Below are 17,811 nucleotides of genomic sequence, written 5' to 3'. Positions count from 1 at the left end.
GAGTATGAATACCTATGAGAAAGTGATTGCCCTACTGGATGAACACCGCGCCGACTACCGCGTGGTGGAGCATGAAGCCATCGGCCAAACCGACGTGATCAGTGCGATTCGCGGTAACGATCTCCATCAAGCGGCCAAAGCGATGGTGCTGGAGGTCACCATGCCGGAGGGGGCGGAAGCACGCTACCTGCTGGCAATCGTGCCGGGCGACTGCAAGATCAACTTCAAGAGTGCCGCGCGTGCCATTGGCGGCAAGAAATCCACCTTCGCCGCGCCAGAGCAGGCGCAGGCACTGACTGAATGTGTGATGGGCGCTGTCCCTCCGTTTAGTTTTGATGACCGACTGGCGTTGCGGGTTGATACGCGCCTGCGCGATGTCGGCACCTTGTGGTTTAACGCCGGGGCGCTGGAGCGCTCTGTGGCGCTGAATGTGAATGATTTCTTTGATGTAGTCGGTGATGACTGTTGTGCAGACATCGCCACTCCGGTGACGGCGACCGCCTGAAGCGGCAGTAAGGAACCTGTATGTCAGTAAAAGATATGATGTTAGCGCTGTGTGTGGTGGTGGCATGGGGGGTGAATTTTGTGGTGATCAAGCTGGGTCTGCACGAGATGCCACCTTTCTTGCTGGCGGGGCTGCGCTTTGCCCTGGTGGCCTTCCCGGCGATCTTCTTTGTAAAGCGGCCGCAGATCCCGCTGCGCTGGCTGGTGGTGTACGGCATGACCATCAGCTTTGGTCAGTTCGCCTTCCTGTTCCTCGCCATTAAACTCGGCATGCCTGCGGGCCTGGCCTCACTGGTGTTGCAGGCGCAGGCGTTCTTTACCCTGCTGCTTGGGGCGCTGTTTCTGGCAGAAAAGCTGCGCTGGAACCATATCGCCGGCATTTTCGTGGCGACACTCGGCATGTTTATGCTGGCAACCGCAGGGATGGAGGGGCAAACCACAGCAGGTATTACCCTGACCACCATGATGCTGACCTTAGCGGCGGCGCTGTCCTGGGGACTCGGTAATATCACCAACAAGATCATTTTGCGTAATCGCAATGTGCCGGTGATGTCACTGGTGGTGTGGAGTGCGCTGGTGCCGGTGGTACCCTTTTTTGCCTGCTCCTGGTGGTTTGATGGGGAAGCGGAGATCGTCACCAGCCTGCTCAACATCTCATTGCAAACGGTGCTGGCGCTGATTTATCTCGCTTTTGTGGCTACCATTGTCGGTTATGCGATTTGGGGCAACCTGCTCAGCCGTTATGAAACCTGGCGTGTTGCACCGCTTTCACTGCTGGTACCGGTGGTGGGCATCCTCAGTGCAGCGCTGGTGCTCGACGAAACCCTCTCCCCGCAGGAGATCATCGGGGCATTAGTGATCATTCTCGGCCTGCTGGTGAACGTATTTGGCGGGATGGTAAGTCAGCGATTATGGGTGCGGACCTGACGGAAAACATATGGGCGGCCTGAGGGCCGCCCTTCGCGTTATCGGTGATTAATTCAGGATTTCAATCCGACGCGGTTTCGCCTCTTCCGGAACGATGCGTTCCAGATCGATGCTTAACAGACCCAATTCGAGGCGCGCATCGCGCACTACAATGTGGTCTGCCAGCTGGAATTTACGCTCAAAGTTACGCTCAGCGATGCCTTGATACAGGTACTTACGTTCCTGTTGCTCTTCTGCATGTGCCCCGCGGATCACCAGCACATTATCGTGCGCCGTGATATCCAGTTCACTCTGAGCAAAGCCCGCGACGGCAATGGTGATGCGGTAGTGGTTTTCATCCACCAGCTCAACATTATAAGGAGGATAGCCACCATTGGCCTGGTTCTGATTGGACTCAAGCAGGCTAAACAGACGGTCGAAACCAATAGCCGAACGATAAAGCGGAGAGAGATCAAAGTTACGCATAAAAAGACTCCTGAAAATCAGCAAGTTTTGGCAACCTTCCACCATGGACAGGTTGTGCGGCCTGCAGCTGTCCCTATCGGCGACAGCAGCACGACCGTAGTGTAAAAATGGGTGCGCTGAGGGAGCTTTCAAGGGGCATCGGTATTTTTTTGCAGCAATTCTGTCGAAATAGCATACACTCAGGAGTTCTTCCCTTGTCTGACACGACATCGCCATAGAGCCATGCTGTCAACAAGAGACACACTCCAGCCAGAGACCTGGCTGTAGGGATGATGATGATGAAAATGATGAAATGCTTTCCACTGACAGGCTTGCTGGTCTGCGGTGTTTTGACTACCTCAGGTTGCTCCAGCGTCATGTCTCACACGGGCGCCAGTCAGGGCTATTATCCCGGCACGCGCGCCAGCGCAGACTTAATTGCCGATGACAATACCAGTTGGGTGATCAAGCCACTGGCCGCCATCGATCTGCCCTTCTCCGCTGTGCTGGATACCGTCCTTTTACCGTGGGATTACTTCCGCACTGACCATGATTCAGCGCATGAGCGTGTGCTGCAGAGCGAAAAAATGGCTGGCACTGAGGCCAGCCTGGCGACGGCAGCGTCTATGCCGCCGACATCGCACTAACGCAGAACAGTTGTCGCCAGCCCTCGACCTCTCGCATATACGCGATCTGTTTCCCATCGGGTGACCAGACCACCGCATCACCCGATGGCGGCTGTGCGCTGCGTGCGGTTAAACGTGTGCACTGGCCTGTCGCCACTTCACAACGCATGACGCTGTTATCACAGATAAAGGTGATAGCTTCACCAGAGGGTTGCCAGCTAAAAGAAGACTGAATGCTGCTGCTCAACTGCGTGATTTGGCGCGGTGTGCCGCCATTGGGTGAGACACTCCACAGCTGCACAACGCCCGCATCGTCCGCCAGCAAGAAGGCAATCGCACTGCCATCGGGAGCCGCACGTAGCCAGTGGCGTGGCTGTAATGCCAGCCCTTTGCTGTGTGTGATGCGCCGCTGCTGCACCCCCGCCGGTGGCGCAGGTAGCGTGTCTGCGGTGCCCTGCAACGGCGCCGAGCCTGCTTTGGCGTAATCGCCTGATGCCTCTGGCAGATCCACCACAAACACTTCTGGCACTTTGTCGCCATTGGCGGCACGGGTATCGCCAATAAAGGCCAGCGCCCAGCGCTGCCAGCGGCCATCCGCTTTCTGGTAGCCGCGATCGCCAATCCAGCACTCTTCATAAGCACGATCGATGTGATCGCTGCCTGGCTGCGGATCGCGCGTGGTCTGACTCACCAGCACGCAGTAATGGCTGCCATCATATTCACGTGGGTGCTGTTTGGGGGGGCATACCGGATGCAGCGGCACGGCAACGCCCACGTTGCGCAGGTCTTCACGTACATCTTTCTCATGCATCACGTGATCGTTGTAGGTGAAGCTGAGGCGCGATCCATCCGGGCTAAAAACATGAACATGGGAGCCGCCGCGCAAAGCGCCTGGCGTGAAGGGTGCGGTGATATCGCAGGCATCCAGATTTTCGGCATTGCCCTGCTGCACGATGACGCCACGGCGATGATGAAAATCGTAGTGCCAGTGCGCATCGGGATGTTCAGGGCCATGGATACAGACATAGCGCTGTGGGAGATCTGGGCTGACCGTCACCACACCGACGTGCGCCCCATCGCGTGCCTGATACAACACTTCTACTGCGCCATTCACTACGTTGACGCGCTCGATGGTTAAGCTGGTAAATGATGCACCGGAGGGCCGTACGTCAAAGGCCAGCCACTGGCTGTCGGCGGTCCAGACGTTGATATTGGTGAGCTGATGATGACGCTGTGCAAAAGTGAGTTGTTTTTCTGACATGAGGCAACCTTACATCCAACTGTTGCCGAACAAAGTACGCGAATATGGGATGAGGTGCAGCAATTTTGCCATTGGTGTCGCGGCTTAACCAGGTCGCCATAAATGGCGACCCTACAAGCATCGATACGGTTTTTCGTAGGGTGCGCATTGATGCGCACCGGCATATATGGCAACCCGACGAAGAACCTGTGCAGTTGGAAATCAACCCACGCGCTTCACATCCCCCACCAGCAGGATGTACGACAGCGCACCGATCAAGGCGACAGCTGAGATATACACCAGCGCAGGCGCAAAGCCATAATCCTGCGCCAGATAACCCACCACCAACGGCACCGTAATGCCGCCCAGTCCGCCGATAAAGTTGAACATCCCCCCGGTTAACCCAATCAGCCTTACCGGAGCGAGCGAAGACACCAGCGACCAGGTGATGGAGGCAAAGCCGTTACCGAAGAAGGCGATCGCCATCAGCGTCATAATCCACACCGGATCGTTAGTGTAGTTCGCGCCCATGATACAGGTGGAGATCAGCAATCCGCAGATGATCGGGGTTTTACGTGCAAAGCCGAGCGAACGGCCACGGCGTACCAGCCGGTCCGCCACGATGCCAGACAAAATCACACCGACAAAGGCAGCCAGGAACGGCACGGTGGTCATAAAGCCTGCTGTCAGGGCAGAAATGTGTTTTTCCTGCGTCAGGTAGTTCGGGAACCAGGTCAGGAAGAACCACAGCGTGGAGGTCACGGCGAACTGGCCGAGGTACACACCACACAACTTACGGTGAAACACCAGTTTCCAGTCAGCGGCCGTCAGTTTGGTGCGCGTTTTTTTCGCTGCGGGCGCATCGCCATCCACCATCGCCCCACCTTCACGGATGTAATCCATTTCAGCCTGGTTGATGCCTTTACTTTGACTGGGTGCCTGATACACCTTGATCCACACCAGTGACCAGATAATGCCGATGCCACCCGTGATAATGAATACCCAGTGCCAGCTCAGCAACTCCTGAATCCAGATCAGCAACGGCGTCAAAAACGCGAGGCCGACAAACTGCCCTGAGGTGTAAAAACCGACTGCCGATGCACGCTCCTGCTCCGGGAACCAGCTGGTGACCAGACGGTTATTAGTCGGAAAAGCCGGGGCTTCAAATACACCGGTAATGGCACGTAATCCAATCAGCGATAATAATCCGCTGGCAAAGCCCTGGAATAAGGTCGCCACAGACCAACCGAAAATGGCAATAAAATAGGTTAAGCGTGAACCAACGCGATCGAGGAACCAACCGCCGGGAATCTGGCACAAGGTATATAACCAGGCAAAGGCAGAAAACACGTAACCCATTTCCGCTTTGCTAATGCCAAACTCTTCCTGAATATGCGCCGAGGCAACGGCTAAATTGGCACGATCGACGTAGCAAATCACCACCGTAATAAAAATCATCAACAGCGTAATATAGCGACGCCGCGTCGGTTTAGCCTGAACAGCAGAGAGATCCATGGTGTTTCTCCGTTGGTATAGCGGTGCAATGTATTGCGCATCCTTGCAAGATGCGCGATAAACCGCGCCGCTACAGGTATAGGGGTAAGTAAAACCGCATTAGCGATTAATGTTGGGTGCCAGAAAAAAGGGTGAGCGAAGCCCTATGCCTTATTTCAGTGGCATATCTTTATCTACGAGATTTTATAAATTCTTATACTCTAAATAATTCAACCTTCAGCGTTAAGCATGACGGGTATTACCATTCAGCCACCGATCCATCTGGGAAACGCCATAATGGGTTACGCCAGTCCGGCGCATTTTTACTGCGTTCAATCACCAGCTCTTCATTTATTTCCACGCCGAGGCCCGGTTTATTCAGAGGATAGAAGTGGCCATCGTCCATTTTGAAGTCATCTTTATTGATAACGTAATCCAGCAATTCAGCACCCTGATTATAGTGAATGCCCATGCTCTGCTCCTGGAACACCGCATTACGAGACACGAAATCCACATGCAGGCAGGCAGCCAGCGCGATCGGACCTAATGGGCAGTGCGGAGCCAGCGCGACATCGTAGGATTCGGCCATCGCGGCAATCTTGTAGCACTCGGTAATACCACCGGCATGCGACAGATCCGGTTGCAGAATGGCCAGGCCACCCGCTTCCAGCACGCGTTTAAACTCGAAGCGCGAGAACATACGTTCGCCTGCTGCGATCGGGATATGGGTTTGCGCCGCCAGACGCGGATAGTATTCCGCTTGCTCAGCCAGCACCGGCTCTTCAATAAACAGCGGGCGATAAGGTTCCAGCTCTTTGATCAGCACTTTCGCCATCGGCGCACTGACACGTCCGTGGAAATCGAGGCCGAACTCAATCTGGTTACCGAAGGCTTCGCGGATCTGCGCCACGGTGTTCACTGCGGCATCGACTTTGCGTGAGTTATCGATAATGCCCATCTCTTCACAGCCATTGAGTTTGAAGGTGTCGAAGCCGATGGAACGCAGCTTTTTGATGCCGTCCACCACCTCTTCAGGTCGATCGCCCCCCACCCAGCTGTAAGCCTTGATGCTGTCACGTACCAGGCCGCCCAACAGCTGATACACCGGCACACCCAGCGCTTTGCCTTTGATGTCCCACAATGCCTGATCGATACCGGCGATAGCACTCATCAGAATCGGGCCGCCGCGATAGAAGCCACCGCGATACATCACCTGCCATAAATCGTTGATGCGCGCCGGGTCTTGGCCAATTAAATATTCCGACAGTTCATGTACGGCCGCTTCCACACTGCGTGCGCGCCCTTCAATCACCGGCTCGCCCCAACCGACAATGCCTTCATCGGTTTCAATTTTCAGGAACATCCAGCGCGGCGGCAGGCGATAGGTGGTCAGTTTGGTAATTTTCATTTAACAGCGTCCTTATATGCAGCAATAAATGCGCGAGCCTGTTCCACAGTGCGCGACAACGGTTGGCCAGCGCGATAGAGATCGCTGCCTAACCCCGCGCCAATACACCCTGCGGCGATAAATTCATGTAGGTTTTCCGGTGTCACGCCGCCCACGGCAAACACCGGCACCTCTGGCGGCAGCACCGCTTTCAACGCCTTGATGTAAGCGGGGCCAAAGGCCGACGACGGGAAGATTTTCAGCGCCTGCGCACCGGCTTGCAGTGCCGCGAAAGCCTCGGTGGCAGTGGCACAACCGGCGGCCACCGTCATGCCTTTGGCGACGGCCTGGCGGATCACCGCCGCATCGGTATTGGGTGTCACCACCAGCTTGCTGTTCAGCGTGCTCAGGACATCGACCTGCGCCGGACTCAGCACTGTTCCGGCACCAATCAGCGCTTTATCACCAAAGGCCTGCACCATCGCGCCGATACTTTTTTCCCATTGCGGGGAATTCAGCGGGATTTCGATGGCATCGAATCCGGCTTCAATCAGCGCTCCCACATGGACTTCCGCTTCATCCGGGGTGATGCCACGCAGAATGGCGATCAGCGGTAATTTAGTTTGCCAGGTCATCTGCAATACTCCTTATTCCATGCTGGAACGCGCGGTCGCCTTCCAGGGTGACTGAATCCACGCCGATAAACTGCAGCGCCTGTTGATATCGCTGCGCCAGTCCACTGCTGGCAATAATGATGACCGGTTGGCTGCTGGCTGCTTTCTGCGTCATCAACGCCACTTCGTGACCAATCAGCAATCCGGATAAAAAGTCGCTGATATGACGACGCTCGCGCGCGCCCAGCACATGAGATGCACGCACCTCAAACAGTCTGGCGAGAATCGATGCGTCGTGACTGCCCACCTGCAACCCTTCATTGAAGGCAGCAGGGCTGGCCTCCTGCTCAGGTAAACCGGCGCCAATCAGTGACTGTTTCAACAACAAATGGTGCAGCTCACCCGTCATGACGGTGCGAAAATCATGCACGCCGTTTTGCTCGACCTCGACCCATTTGGCGTGCGTGCCTGGCATCACATAGCGTTGCGCAGGTTGCAGCGCCATTGCGCCCAACAGTTGCGTCTCTTCGCCGCGCATGACGTTGTAGTTGTCATCACGTTCGACGCTCAATCCAGGCACGATCCACGCTTTATCTTCGACGCGCGTCAGGCGGCTGCTCAGTTGATTCAGCGCCACCGGGCAAGCCAGATAGGGAACGGATAACCAACCGGCATTACTGCCAACCATCCCGGCCATCACCACCGGCACATCGTTGACAGGCCAACCGTCGGTAATCTGGGCAAAGACTTCAGCCGGTGTGCGGCCACCAAGGCGCGTCACACCCGCTTCCGAGCGACGTTCATCCACACAGGTGCCTTGCTGATAATGCCAGGCACGCAGGTTGGTTGAACCCCAGTCAATCGCGATATAGCTGCTCACAAAATCTCCTTGAGTCGAGCCGTGGAGCTGGCGATCATCGCTTTTGCCGCCTGCTCCGCCGCATCACCATCCTGATGTCGGATGGCATCAAATAGCGCTTTATGTTCGGCCAGGGTACGCGGCATGTTGCCGGCATCCGCCATGTAGGTTTTCGCAAACACCGCTTTCTGTAGCTGGCTGATCGCCACGTTAAGCTGCTGCAATACCGGATTGTGCACCGAAGCCAGCACCGCTTCGTGGTAACGGATATCCGCCTCGTTAAAAGCTTCTCGATCGAGATGATGGGCAACCATATCGTTGTAGGCCTGCTCAATTGCCGCCAAATCGGTCGACGTGGCGCGTTCCGCCGACCAGCGAGCAATCTGCGGCTCCACCAGCACGCGCACTTCACTCATGGCGGCAATCAGACGCGGGTCCTGATCGTGCGCCAGTGCCCATTGCAGTACATCGCTATCAAGGTAATTCCACTGATTGCGCGGGGTAACAAAGGCGCCACGATAGCGTTTCATCTCCATTAACCGCTTGGCCATCAGCGAGCGAAACACCTCGCGAATAATGTTGCGTGAGGTGCCAAAGCGCTCACACAACTCCGCTTCAGCAGGCAACGCGGCCCCCGGCACAAACTTCCCTGCGACAATCTCTTCACCCAGCGTCAGGATGATGCGCTCGGTTTTACTTAATTGTTCTTGCGTCATGATGTTCCATTCAATGAAAGGCGGTAGCCCATCAGATTACTGCTTTCGCGGTGTGAAACCTAACAAACGCCTGGGTCTGTGACGCAGATTGTAGTACTAATAACTAAAGTTGTACTACAATCTGGATCACAAAACAGACAATCCAAGCGCATGAATGAGCACGCGATCGTTGTAGGGTTGCCCTTTATGGCGACCAGGAGCGAAGGAAGGTTCAATCAGAAGTGCGGACAGCAGCACGCCGTCCGCAAAGGAAAGGATTACAGCACTAACTCTTCAATGGCGTGCGCTACGCCATCTTCCATATTGGTTTTGGTGACAAACTGCGCGATATTTTTAACCGAATCAATGGCATTGCCCATCGCCACACCGGTTCCGGCATATTCGATCATCGCCAGGTCATTCTCCTGATCGCCAATCGCCATCACTTCCGACTGCTGCAGGCCCAGTTTGTCCGCCAGCATTTTCACGCCATAGCCTTTGTTAACCAGCGGGTTGAGGATTTCCAGGTAGTAAGGCGCGCTTTTCAGAATGGTGTAGCTGTCACGGGCACGCGACGGCAGACCCGCAATCGCTTTATCCAGCAAATGTGGCTTGTCGATCATCATCAGTTTCGGGAAACGCGTGGCCGGGTCCATCTCTTCTACCGCGCGGTAACGAACCGGGATACCGGTCAGGCTGGCTTCATGGATGGTGTATTCGCTGATGTCTTTGTTCGGCGTATAAAGGAAGGATTTATCGAATGCCTGGAAATGCACGCCGAGGTCACGCGCCAGCTGTTCCAGGTAGAGGAAGTCATCGAAACTTAACGTCTTTTCCGCGACCACGTCGCCGTTATCCGCACTGTGTACCAGCGCACCGTTGTTGCTGATGCAATACTGGCCGGGCTGCTGCATATCAAGTTCCATCAGATAGCGCTCGACGCCAACAAATGGGCGACCGGTCGCCAGCACAATGGACACCCCCTTATCACGCGCGCGGCTAATCGCTGATTTCACTGCTGCCGTGACCTCGTGTTGCGGGTTGAGCAGTGTGCCGTCCATATCGATCGCAATCAATTTTATCGCCATAACATCCTCGGTTAAGTCAGAGTTTGTTTAATGCTAGCGCGATTCAGCTCACATTGACCAGTTAATCGACAGAGGACGGCATCTTCAGTTATTTCGCGGCAAGTGGCTTACGCACAAACAAGCCGTAGCTCAACGCCCCTAGCATCAGCAAACCCGCCCCCAGCAAGAACACATTGGTAAATTTGCCGGTGCTATCGAGGATGATGCCGGTGACAATGGGTGCCATTGCGGCGCCAAGGAAGCCGCCAAAGTTTTGAATCGCACCCAGAGAGGCCACTTGAGATTTTGGCGCGATATCGCTGGCTAACGTCCAAAGTGCGCCCTGTGGCATCTGCGAGCAAAAGTAACCCATGGCCAGCAAGCCAATCGCCAGTGGCGTGCTATCCACAAACGGAATGGGTGCCACGAAGCACGCAGCCAAGGCCGCGCCGGTCACAATCGGCACCTTTCGTGCGGTAATCGCTCGTACGCCACGACGCACGAGGCGATCAGACAGCATGCCGCCGACCAGTACGCCCAGGATACCCGCGAAGAAAGGAATTGAGGCGATCCAGCCTGTCGCTTTGAGGCTGAAACCAAGCGATTTTTCCAGATAACCTGGCAGCCAGGTAAGATAGACCCAAATGGTAAACATGATGGAGAAGTTACCGATCACCATAAACCACGTGGTGCTATGGCGGAACAGTGCACCCCAACTGGCCTGCGCTTTTTCTTCCGGTCCAGCCACACTGCGATGGCCGGCGTGCAATAGCGCATCTTCACGTGCATTCGGATCGCGATAGAACTTCCACCATGCCAGCAGCAAAGGAATACCCATTAAACCAATGGCGACAAACATACCCCGCCAGCCCAAGGTTAGCAGCAACACGGTCAGAATCGGTGGGGCAATCGCATTGGCAATTTGTGATCCCGTATTGATGATCGCGGTGGGTAAGCCACGCTCTTCATCACCAAACCAACGGTGAGTAATCTTGATACCCGAGGTGAAAAATGGCGATTCGGAGATGCCCAGCATCATACGCAAGCCATAGAAAAAGCTGTAGCTATTCACAAATGCCGCCAGCACGGTAAACGTGGACCATAATCCCAGCGCCCAAGAGAACATTTTCCTTGGACCAAACTTATCGACTAGCCAACCAGCAGGCAGGTTCGCCAGCGCGTAAGGCCAGAGAAACGCGGAGAGTAATAAACCCATTTCGGTTTGCGAGAAGCCGAATTCAGCGGCAATTGTGGTGTTAGCGATGCTGAGGTTAGCGCGGTCCAGGTAGTTAACCACCGCCGCCAACAGTAAAAGCAACACAATGCCCCAACGCAGTTTGCTTACCGCCGTGGTTGGCGCTAGGGTCGCATCGGATAACGTATGCGCGGAGGGTTTCATGATGCCTCCTGCGGGGCGACGAACAAGTCGAGATGGATTTTAATCACCGCTTTGCGAATGCGCTGTACTTCGGGAGCGGCACAGCAGGGACGATGAACATCGTGCGGGAAAAACAGCGCAAACTGGCCCGGCGTCAGCGTAATCATCGACTCATCAATGGTGTCCTGATAAAACACCACATCGCGCTCACTGCGCAGATCTTCAGTAATGAGATGTTGTGGATGGGCACGCGCCACCCCGATGCTTTCACGTCCTTCCAGTAAATATTGGATATCAACATAGTTAAAGTGCGATTCTGCGCGGCGATCGCTCGCCGGTTCGGTCTCCATTTCCTGAACCAGACAGAACATCTGATTATTGGGGAGTAAATCGTATTTCCCCGCCTCCAGCTGGCTAAAATCGGTATCCGCAATCCAGCGAATGGCCTGGTCAACTATGGGATGAAAAGCGTGGCGCTCGCGCGGCCAGTCCAGTCGATCGCATACAATCATGATGTTTTCCCGTGTCGTTATCGTTAGTGGGTTCAGGTACAGCGGGAGGATAAACATCCTCCCTTCAGAGGATTTATTTTGTTACGCGTGGCTGCCACAGCTCGCTGCCATCTCGGATTTGATCGAGCAGTACGCCCAATCCCCAGAATTTTTCCAGCACGTTGTCTTTATTCACACGACAGTGCTCAGAGGCAAACGTGCCGAGGCGCTGATGATAAATTTTGGCGTTTTTGGGATAGCCAAGAGTTTCCGTTACGGCGCTTAATGACAGGAACAGTGACAGTTCATGAGCTTTTTCCGGTTGCTGTGCGCCGTGGTGATAGAGCCAGTGATACAGACCAGGATGGAAATTAGTGAAGACACCGCTGAACCCTTTGGAACCCGCCTGCATGGCTGGCCAGGCAATGGCTGCATTCGCATTGATCACTGCTAACGGAGTGCCTTCTGCCAGCTTGACGCGACGTTCAACGGTGGGCAAATCACAGCTCACATCTTTGAGCACCGCGAAACGACCGCTGTTGGCGCAGAAGCTAAATTCTTCATCTGTTAACAGGCGACGATAGGGTGCCGGGCACTCGTAAAGACCCAACGGCAGGTCGGCAGGCAACGCTTCCAACAGCGCATTGAGATGGGTATAGAAGGTTTCACTGCCTTGATTTTGCGGATCGAGATGGTTGGTCACCAGCACCAACGCGTCGATGCCCGTTTTGGCCATGGCTTGCAGCTCGGTGATTTGCGCGGTCAAATCATCGCTGATGTGGCCAGATGCAATCACGGGTACACGCCCCTGCACCTTATCCACCACGAAGCGCGCCAGATCAATACGCTCGTCCAGACTGAGATATTGCATCTCGCTTGACTGGCAGACGGCGAACAGCGCATCGACACCTTCTTGCAAATACCATTCGATTAATTTCTCCAGTCCGGGGTAATCAATCTGGTTATCAGCAGTAAACGGGGTCAGCATGACCGGAACAATACCTTCAATCTTTTTCATCATCTCTCCTGCCAGCGGAAGGCCGCTGTGATTAGTTGTCTGGTTTATCGTTGTTGAAGTCTGGCAAGTACCTGCTGACGATCGGGCATATTGCTTGCTCCTTCTCGCTCAACAGCCAGTGAAGCAAAGGCAGAGGCCCAGGTTGCGGCCTGCAGTAGACTTTGTCCCTGAGCTAAGGCCGCAGCCAGCGCGCCATTGAAGGCATCCCCTGCACCGGTGGTATCTACGCTCAACGCCGGAAATGCCGGGATATGGTGGAATTTTTGGTTATCAAATAGCAGAGCACCGCGAGAGCCCATGGTGATGATCAGTCGCCTTGCGCCCAGCGCAACAATGGCCTGCGCCGCCGCACGTGCACTCGTGAGATCGAAGATTTCAATGCCAGAAAGACGCGAAGCCTCTGTTTCGTTCGGCGTGAGAACATCAATCATCGGCAAGCAACTCACCACGTCGGCTGAAAACGGTGCGGGATTCATGATGACGCGAACGCCTAAAGTGTGGGCGAGACGGATGGCACTGCGCGTGGCTTCGAAGTTGTTTTCCAGTTGCAGCAACATCACGTCTGCATCCGTTAACTCGTGCGTTAGCTCGGCAATTTCTTCATCGGTGACGGTTTTATTCGCACCCGAGTAGATCGCAATCATGTTCTCGCCATTTTCCTGCGAGACGTAAATGATCGCGCTGCCAGTGGGCTCGCTATCTGTCTGATAGAGGCGGAAAGAGTGAATGTCGGAGGCTGAGAGGTGATCGAATGCAAATTGGCTGAACTGGTCAGTCCCTACTTTGGCAACAAAATGGACACGTGTACCGGCACAACTGGCGGCCATTGCCTGGTTGGCACCTTTGCCGCCAGGTCCCAGCGTGCTTCCCAACGCCATCAATGATTCGCCACTTTGTGGAAAGCACGCCACTTTCGCAACGATATCAACGTTAAATGCACCAAGGATGCAGACTTTCCCCTGCTTACCCGACGATTTACCCGATGCTTTGCGCGATTGCAGACGTTGAAGCAAAACTTCGAAGTTACCGCTTTCGCTGATGAGTTTTTCTTGCAGATTGCGGCGTAAAGCAATTGCACCGCCATAACAGCGTTGCACTAAGCCCTGTTGCGCCAATGCACTCAGATCGGTGCGAATGGTTTCCCTTGTCACACCGAGTTCGCTTGCAAGTCCATTCACCGTGACGCGTTCGTGTTCATCCAGCCATTGTAAAATTTGGCTGCGTCTTTCTTCCAAAAACATGCGCTTTCCTCCGCTTCGCCCGCAAGCGTAAGGGAGACGGCTATCTATGAAAGTGATACGGATCTCAACGATCGGGTAAAAACGGAAGCAAACAAAAACTAACGCAGATGTTTTTTAAGGAAAAAGAAGTTTGTCAGGCGGATACCAAAATACGGGGAATAAAAAAACCCTTCCCGATTGGGAAGGGTTGAGTCACATCAGATATCGATATTGGCCGCTTTCAGCGCATTCTCTTCGATGAAGGCGCGGCGCGGTTCGACCGCATCGCCCATCAGCGTGGTGAACAGCTGGTCGGCAGCGATGGCGTCTTTAATGGTGACGCGCAGCATGCGGCGGCTGTCAGGGTCCATGGTGGTTTCCCACAGCTGCTCTGGGTTCATCTCGCCCAGACCTTTATAGCGCTGTACTGACAGACCACGGCGCGACTCTTTCACCAGCCACTCAATCGCCTGCTCGAAGCTGGTGACTGGCTGACGGCGATCGCCACGTTCAATAAACGCATCTTCTTCGATCAGGCCGCGCAGTTGCTCGCCCAGACCACAGATTTTGCGGTATTCCGGCCCATCAATGAACTCGCTGTCCATGGGGTAATCCGTATCCACGCCGTGGGTGCGCACGCGCAGTACCGGCTCGAACAGGTTCTGCTCGCGGTTAGCACGCACGTGGGCCATATAGCTGCTGCCATGTGCTTCGCGTTCAGTCAGGTAAGCAACTAAACCATCAATCCAGCTTTTAACGGCGGCTTCATCACTGAGGTCGCTCAAGGTTGGATGATAGATCAGGCCGCGCAGCATCGCCGATGGGAAACGGCGCTCCATGCGTTTAATCATGCGCTGGGTGCTGTTGAAATCACCCACCAGGTTTTCCAGCGGCTGGCCGCCCAGTGCCGGTGCGCTGGCGTTGGTGTGCAGCGTTGCACCGTCCAGTGCGATAGCGATCTGGTACTGGTCCATCGCTTCATCATCTTTAATGTACTGTTCTTGCTTGCCTTTCTTCACTTTATACAGTGGAGGCTGAGCAATGTAGACATGACCTCGCTCGACAATTTCCGGCATCTGACGATAGAAGAAGGTCAACAGCAGCGTACGGATGTGCGAGCCATCGACGTCCGCATCGGTCATGATGATGATGCTGTGATAACGCAATTTGTCCGGGTTGTATTCGTCACGACCGATACCACAACCGAGTGCGGTTATCAGGGTCGCCACTTCCTGTGAAGAGAGCATCTTATCGAAACGCGCTTTCTCCACGTTCAGGATTTTACCCTTCAGCGGAAGGATGGCCTGGTTCTTACGGTTACGCCCCTGCTTCGCAGAGCCGCCCGCTGAGTCCCCTTCCACTAAGTAGATTTCAGACAGTGCAGGGTCGCGTTCCTGGCAATCAGCCAGTTTGCCTGGCAGACCTGCCAGATCCAGCGCGCCTTTACGACGTGTCATTTCACGCGCACGGCGTGCCGCTTCACGCGCACGTGCGGCATCGATAATTTTGCCGACCACGATTTTAGCGTCTGATGGGTTCTCCAGCAGGTATTCGCTCAACAGTTCGTTCATCTGCTGTTCAACTGCAGATTTCACTTCAGAAGAAACCAGCTTGTCTTTGGTCTGTGAGGAGAACTTCGGATCTGGCACTTTCACCGATACCACAGCAATCAGGCCTTCACGCGCGTCATCACCGGTCGCGCTGACTTTAGCTTTTTTGCTGTAGCCTTCTTTATCCATGTAAGCATTCAACGTACGCGTCATCGCAGCACGGAAACCGGCCAGGTGCGTACCGCCATCACGCTGTGGAATGTTGTTGGTAAAGCAGTAGATGTTCTCCTGGAAGCCATCATTCCACTGCAACGCCACTTCCACGCCAATGCCATCTTTCTCGTTAGAGAAATAGAACACAGTGGGGTGAATCGGGGTTTTGTTCTTGTTGAGATACTCAACGAATGCCTTGATACCCCCTTCGTAATGGAAGTGGTCAGCCTTGCCGTCACGCTTGTCTTCCAGACGAATTGAGACGCCAGAGTTCAGGAACGACAGTTCGCGCAGGCGTTTCGCCAGGATGTCGTACTCAAACTCCACCACGTTGGTGAAGGTTTCGTAGCTCGGCCAGAAGCGCACACGGGTACCGGTTGCGTCAGTATCACCGGATACAGCCAGCGGTGCCTGCGGCACGCCGTGCTGATAAATTTGCTGATGCACTTTGCCTTCGCGACGGATGGTAAGCTCCAGCTTCTGGGACAGGGCGTTGACCACTGAGACGCCGACGCCGTGCAGACCACCAGATACTTTGTACGAGTTGTCGTCGAACTTACCGCCGGCGTGCAGGACGGTCATGATCACTTCCGCCGCAGACACACCCTCTTCCGGGTGAATGCCTGTCGGAATACCGCGGCCATCATCCTGAACAGACACGGAATTATCTGCATGGATGGTGACAACGATGTCACTACAGTGACCGGCGAGCGCTTCGTCGATTGCGTTATCCACGACCTCGAATACCATGTGATGCAGACCGGTGCCGTCATCCGTATCGCCGATGTACATGCCCGGGCGTTTGCGTACCGCATCAAGCCCTTTAAGAACTTTGATACTTGAGGAGTCATAAGAATTCGACATCAACGTTTCTCGCTCATTTAATCTTCAGGTTGAACCGCTATTTTACCCTGTTCCACGCGGAACATCTTGCCCTTTTCGTCACTCATGTCGATTACATGTTCGACACCAATGGCACTGACAAATACCTGAGCCTGCGTGGCTTTCAGGCGCTCGGCCAGCAAACGACGACGGGTGTCATCCAGCTCCGAGGCAAAGTCATCAATCAGGTACAAACAACGACGTCCGCTGCTGCGCGTCAGATATTCCCCCTGCGCCAGGCGCAGTGCACACATCAGCAGCTTTAATTGACCGCGTGAGAGTAAATCTTCCACCGGCGTGCCCTCTGCACGAATGCGAAAATCCGCTTTGTGCGGGCCGCTGGCGGTATAGGTGAGCGCACGATCGCGCTCGAAATTGCGTTCCAGGAGTTCGGCGTAATCGCTCTCTTTATCCCAGCCGCGCTGGAACGAAAACGACAGCTCAAACTCCGGTAAAAACTGACCACAGGTGGCGATGATCTCTTTAGCGATCGCCGCACTGTATTCGGCGCGCCATTGGCTGATTTGCTCGGCCAATGGCACTAATTCTTGATCCCACGGGCGAATCTGGCTGTAGCGAGAGACCTGACGCAGCGCCGCATTGCGCTGTTTCATCAAGCGTCGCAAGTTGTTCCACGCATTGAAAAAACCGGGTGCAGAGTGGAAGCAGCCCCAGTCAATGTAGGCTCTACGGTATTTGGGGCCGCCGTTGAGCAAAGTAAACCCTTCCGGTGTGATCAACTGCATCGGCAGTAACTGCGCCAGTTCAGCGACTTTGTGGCCATCACTGCCGTCGATACGCACCTTGCTATCGCCGGCACGATTTTTGGTCAGCCCCACCGCCAACTCACGCTCACTGCCTTCGATACGACCATGCAGGACAAACGCATCCTGATCGTGACGAATCACGCGTCCGGCCTGCAAACTGCGAAACGCACGACCGTGCCCAAGGGTGTAGATCGCCTCCAGCACGCTGGTTTTTCCACTGCCGTTAGCGCCCACGAGAAAATTAAAGCCCGGCGCCAACGTCAGATCGGCCTGCTCAATATTACGGAAATCTTTAATCAGGAGGCGGGTTAAAGCCATGAACGAGTCCAACTGCACATTGAGAAGTGGTTTTTCACCTGACCCTGCAATCGAGGGCGTTAACGGCGAAGCTAGTTTGCGCACGGCCAGCGCGCAGGCCCTGGGAGCATACTGAAG

General features: G+C 54.8%; 17 protein-coding genes. 3 read left to right on the top strand and 14 right to left on the bottom strand.

Going from position 1 to position 17,811, the window contains the following annotated elements:
- Positions 1-4 precede the first annotated feature (4 nt).
- Together ACPUC8_RS18145 and ACPUC8_RS18140 are read left to right on the top strand one after the other, a co-directional pair.
- Positions 5-505, top strand: coding sequence for a YbaK/EbsC family protein (locus ACPUC8_RS18145; RefSeq protein ID WP_039332041.1), 501 nt, complete (start codon positions 5-7; stop codon positions 503-505).
- Positions 506-525: 20 nt separating this feature from the next.
- A complete protein-coding gene (locus tag ACPUC8_RS18140; RefSeq protein ID WP_494926940.1) occupies positions 526-1,431 on the top strand; it encodes an EamA family transporter in 906 nt (301 codons plus the stop codon).
- A gap of 48 nt (positions 1,432-1,479) precedes the next feature.
- Here the strand turns inward: ACPUC8_RS18140 and ibpA are convergent, their stop codons facing one another.
- Complete coding sequence (ibpA, locus tag ACPUC8_RS18135; protein WP_039332036.1) at positions 1,480-1,896, bottom strand: small heat shock chaperone IbpA; 417 nt, start codon at positions 1,894-1,896, stop codon at positions 1,480-1,482.
- A 278-nt stretch (positions 1,897-2,174) separates the two neighbouring features.
- On the opposite strand from ibpA, the gene ACPUC8_RS18130 reads away from it, so the two are divergent.
- Positions 2,175-2,522 (top strand): YceK/YidQ family lipoprotein, encoded by a 348-nt coding sequence (locus tag ACPUC8_RS18130; RefSeq protein ID WP_039332087.1) that lies wholly within the window; start codon positions 2,175-2,177, stop codon positions 2,520-2,522.
- Here ACPUC8_RS18130 and ACPUC8_RS18125 read toward each other — a convergent pair.
- The 13 genes from ACPUC8_RS18125 to recF all read right to left on the bottom strand — a co-directional run bounded on the left by ACPUC8_RS18125 (position 2,500) and on the right by recF (position 17,694).
- Positions 2,500-3,762, bottom strand: coding sequence for a YidR family protein (locus tag ACPUC8_RS18125; RefSeq protein ID WP_494926939.1), 1,263 nt, complete (start codon positions 3,760-3,762; stop codon positions 2,500-2,502). The genes ACPUC8_RS18130 and ACPUC8_RS18125 overlap by 23 nt on opposite strands.
- Before the next feature lie 201 nt (positions 3,763-3,963).
- Positions 3,964-5,256: an MFS transporter gene (locus ACPUC8_RS18120; protein ID WP_494926938.1), complete on the bottom strand. Its 1,293-nt coding sequence runs from the start codon at positions 5,254-5,256 to the stop codon at positions 3,964-3,966.
- A gap of 238 nt (positions 5,257-5,494) precedes the next feature.
- Positions 5,495-6,643, bottom strand: coding sequence for a galactonate dehydratase (gene dgoD / locus ACPUC8_RS18115; protein ID WP_039332030.1), 1,149 nt, complete (start codon positions 6,641-6,643; stop codon positions 5,495-5,497).
- Positions 6,640-7,257 carry a 2-dehydro-3-deoxy-6-phosphogalactonate aldolase gene (locus ACPUC8_RS18110; RefSeq protein ID WP_494926937.1) on the bottom strand — a complete coding sequence of 206 codons (618 nt, stop codon included), beginning with the start codon at positions 7,255-7,257 and terminating at the stop codon, positions 6,640-6,642. The genes dgoD and ACPUC8_RS18110 overlap by 4 nt, the downstream gene beginning before the upstream one ends.
- Positions 7,241-8,116 (bottom strand): 2-dehydro-3-deoxygalactonokinase, encoded by an 876-nt coding sequence (locus ACPUC8_RS18105; protein ID WP_494926936.1) that lies wholly within the window; start codon positions 8,114-8,116, stop codon positions 7,241-7,243. The genes ACPUC8_RS18110 and ACPUC8_RS18105 overlap by 17 nt, the downstream gene beginning before the upstream one ends.
- Positions 8,113-8,811 (bottom strand): FadR/GntR family transcriptional regulator, encoded by a 699-nt coding sequence (locus ACPUC8_RS18100; RefSeq protein WP_039332021.1) that lies wholly within the window; start codon positions 8,809-8,811, stop codon positions 8,113-8,115. Before ACPUC8_RS18100 ends, ACPUC8_RS18105 begins: the two co-directional genes overlap by 4 nt.
- 257 nt (positions 8,812-9,068) lie before the next feature.
- On the bottom strand, positions 9,069-9,878 hold the full coding sequence (gene yidA / locus ACPUC8_RS18095) for a sugar-phosphatase (RefSeq protein WP_058973179.1): 810 nt from the start codon (positions 9,876-9,878) through the stop codon (positions 9,069-9,071).
- Positions 9,879-9,966: 88 nt separating this feature from the next.
- A complete protein-coding gene (locus ACPUC8_RS18090) occupies positions 9,967-11,256 on the bottom strand; it encodes an MFS transporter (protein ID WP_494926935.1) in 1,290 nt (429 codons plus the stop codon).
- Complete coding sequence (locus ACPUC8_RS18085) at positions 11,253-11,747, bottom strand: NanQ anomerase/TabA/YiaL family protein (protein WP_039332015.1); 495 nt, start codon at positions 11,745-11,747, stop codon at positions 11,253-11,255. Before ACPUC8_RS18085 ends, ACPUC8_RS18090 begins: the two co-directional genes overlap by 4 nt.
- Before the next feature lie 73 nt (positions 11,748-11,820).
- Complete coding sequence (locus ACPUC8_RS18080; RefSeq protein ID WP_081998095.1) at positions 11,821-12,744, bottom strand: dihydrodipicolinate synthase family protein; 924 nt, start codon at positions 12,742-12,744, stop codon at positions 11,821-11,823.
- A gap of 44 nt (positions 12,745-12,788) precedes the next feature.
- Positions 12,789-13,985 (bottom strand): PfkB family carbohydrate kinase, encoded by a 1,197-nt coding sequence (locus ACPUC8_RS18075; RefSeq protein ID WP_039332010.1) that lies wholly within the window; start codon positions 13,983-13,985, stop codon positions 12,789-12,791.
- A gap of 197 nt (positions 13,986-14,182) precedes the next feature.
- Positions 14,183-16,591: a DNA topoisomerase (ATP-hydrolyzing) subunit B gene (gyrB, locus tag ACPUC8_RS18070; RefSeq protein WP_039332008.1), complete on the bottom strand. Its 2,409-nt coding sequence runs from the start codon at positions 16,589-16,591 to the stop codon at positions 14,183-14,185.
- Positions 16,592-16,608: 17 nt separating this feature from the next.
- The gene (gene recF, locus ACPUC8_RS18065) at positions 16,609-17,694 is read right to left on the bottom strand and encodes a DNA replication/repair protein RecF (protein ID WP_039332085.1); all 1,086 of its coding nucleotides are present in this window, start codon (positions 17,692-17,694) and stop codon (positions 16,609-16,611) included.
- Positions 17,695-17,811 lie beyond the last annotated feature (117 nt).

The sequence above is a fragment of the Pantoea sp. CFCC18177 genome (genome assembly GCF_059412425.1).
Note: the sequence above shows the minus strand (reverse complement) of the source record. Positions and strands in the feature narration are given on the sequence as shown.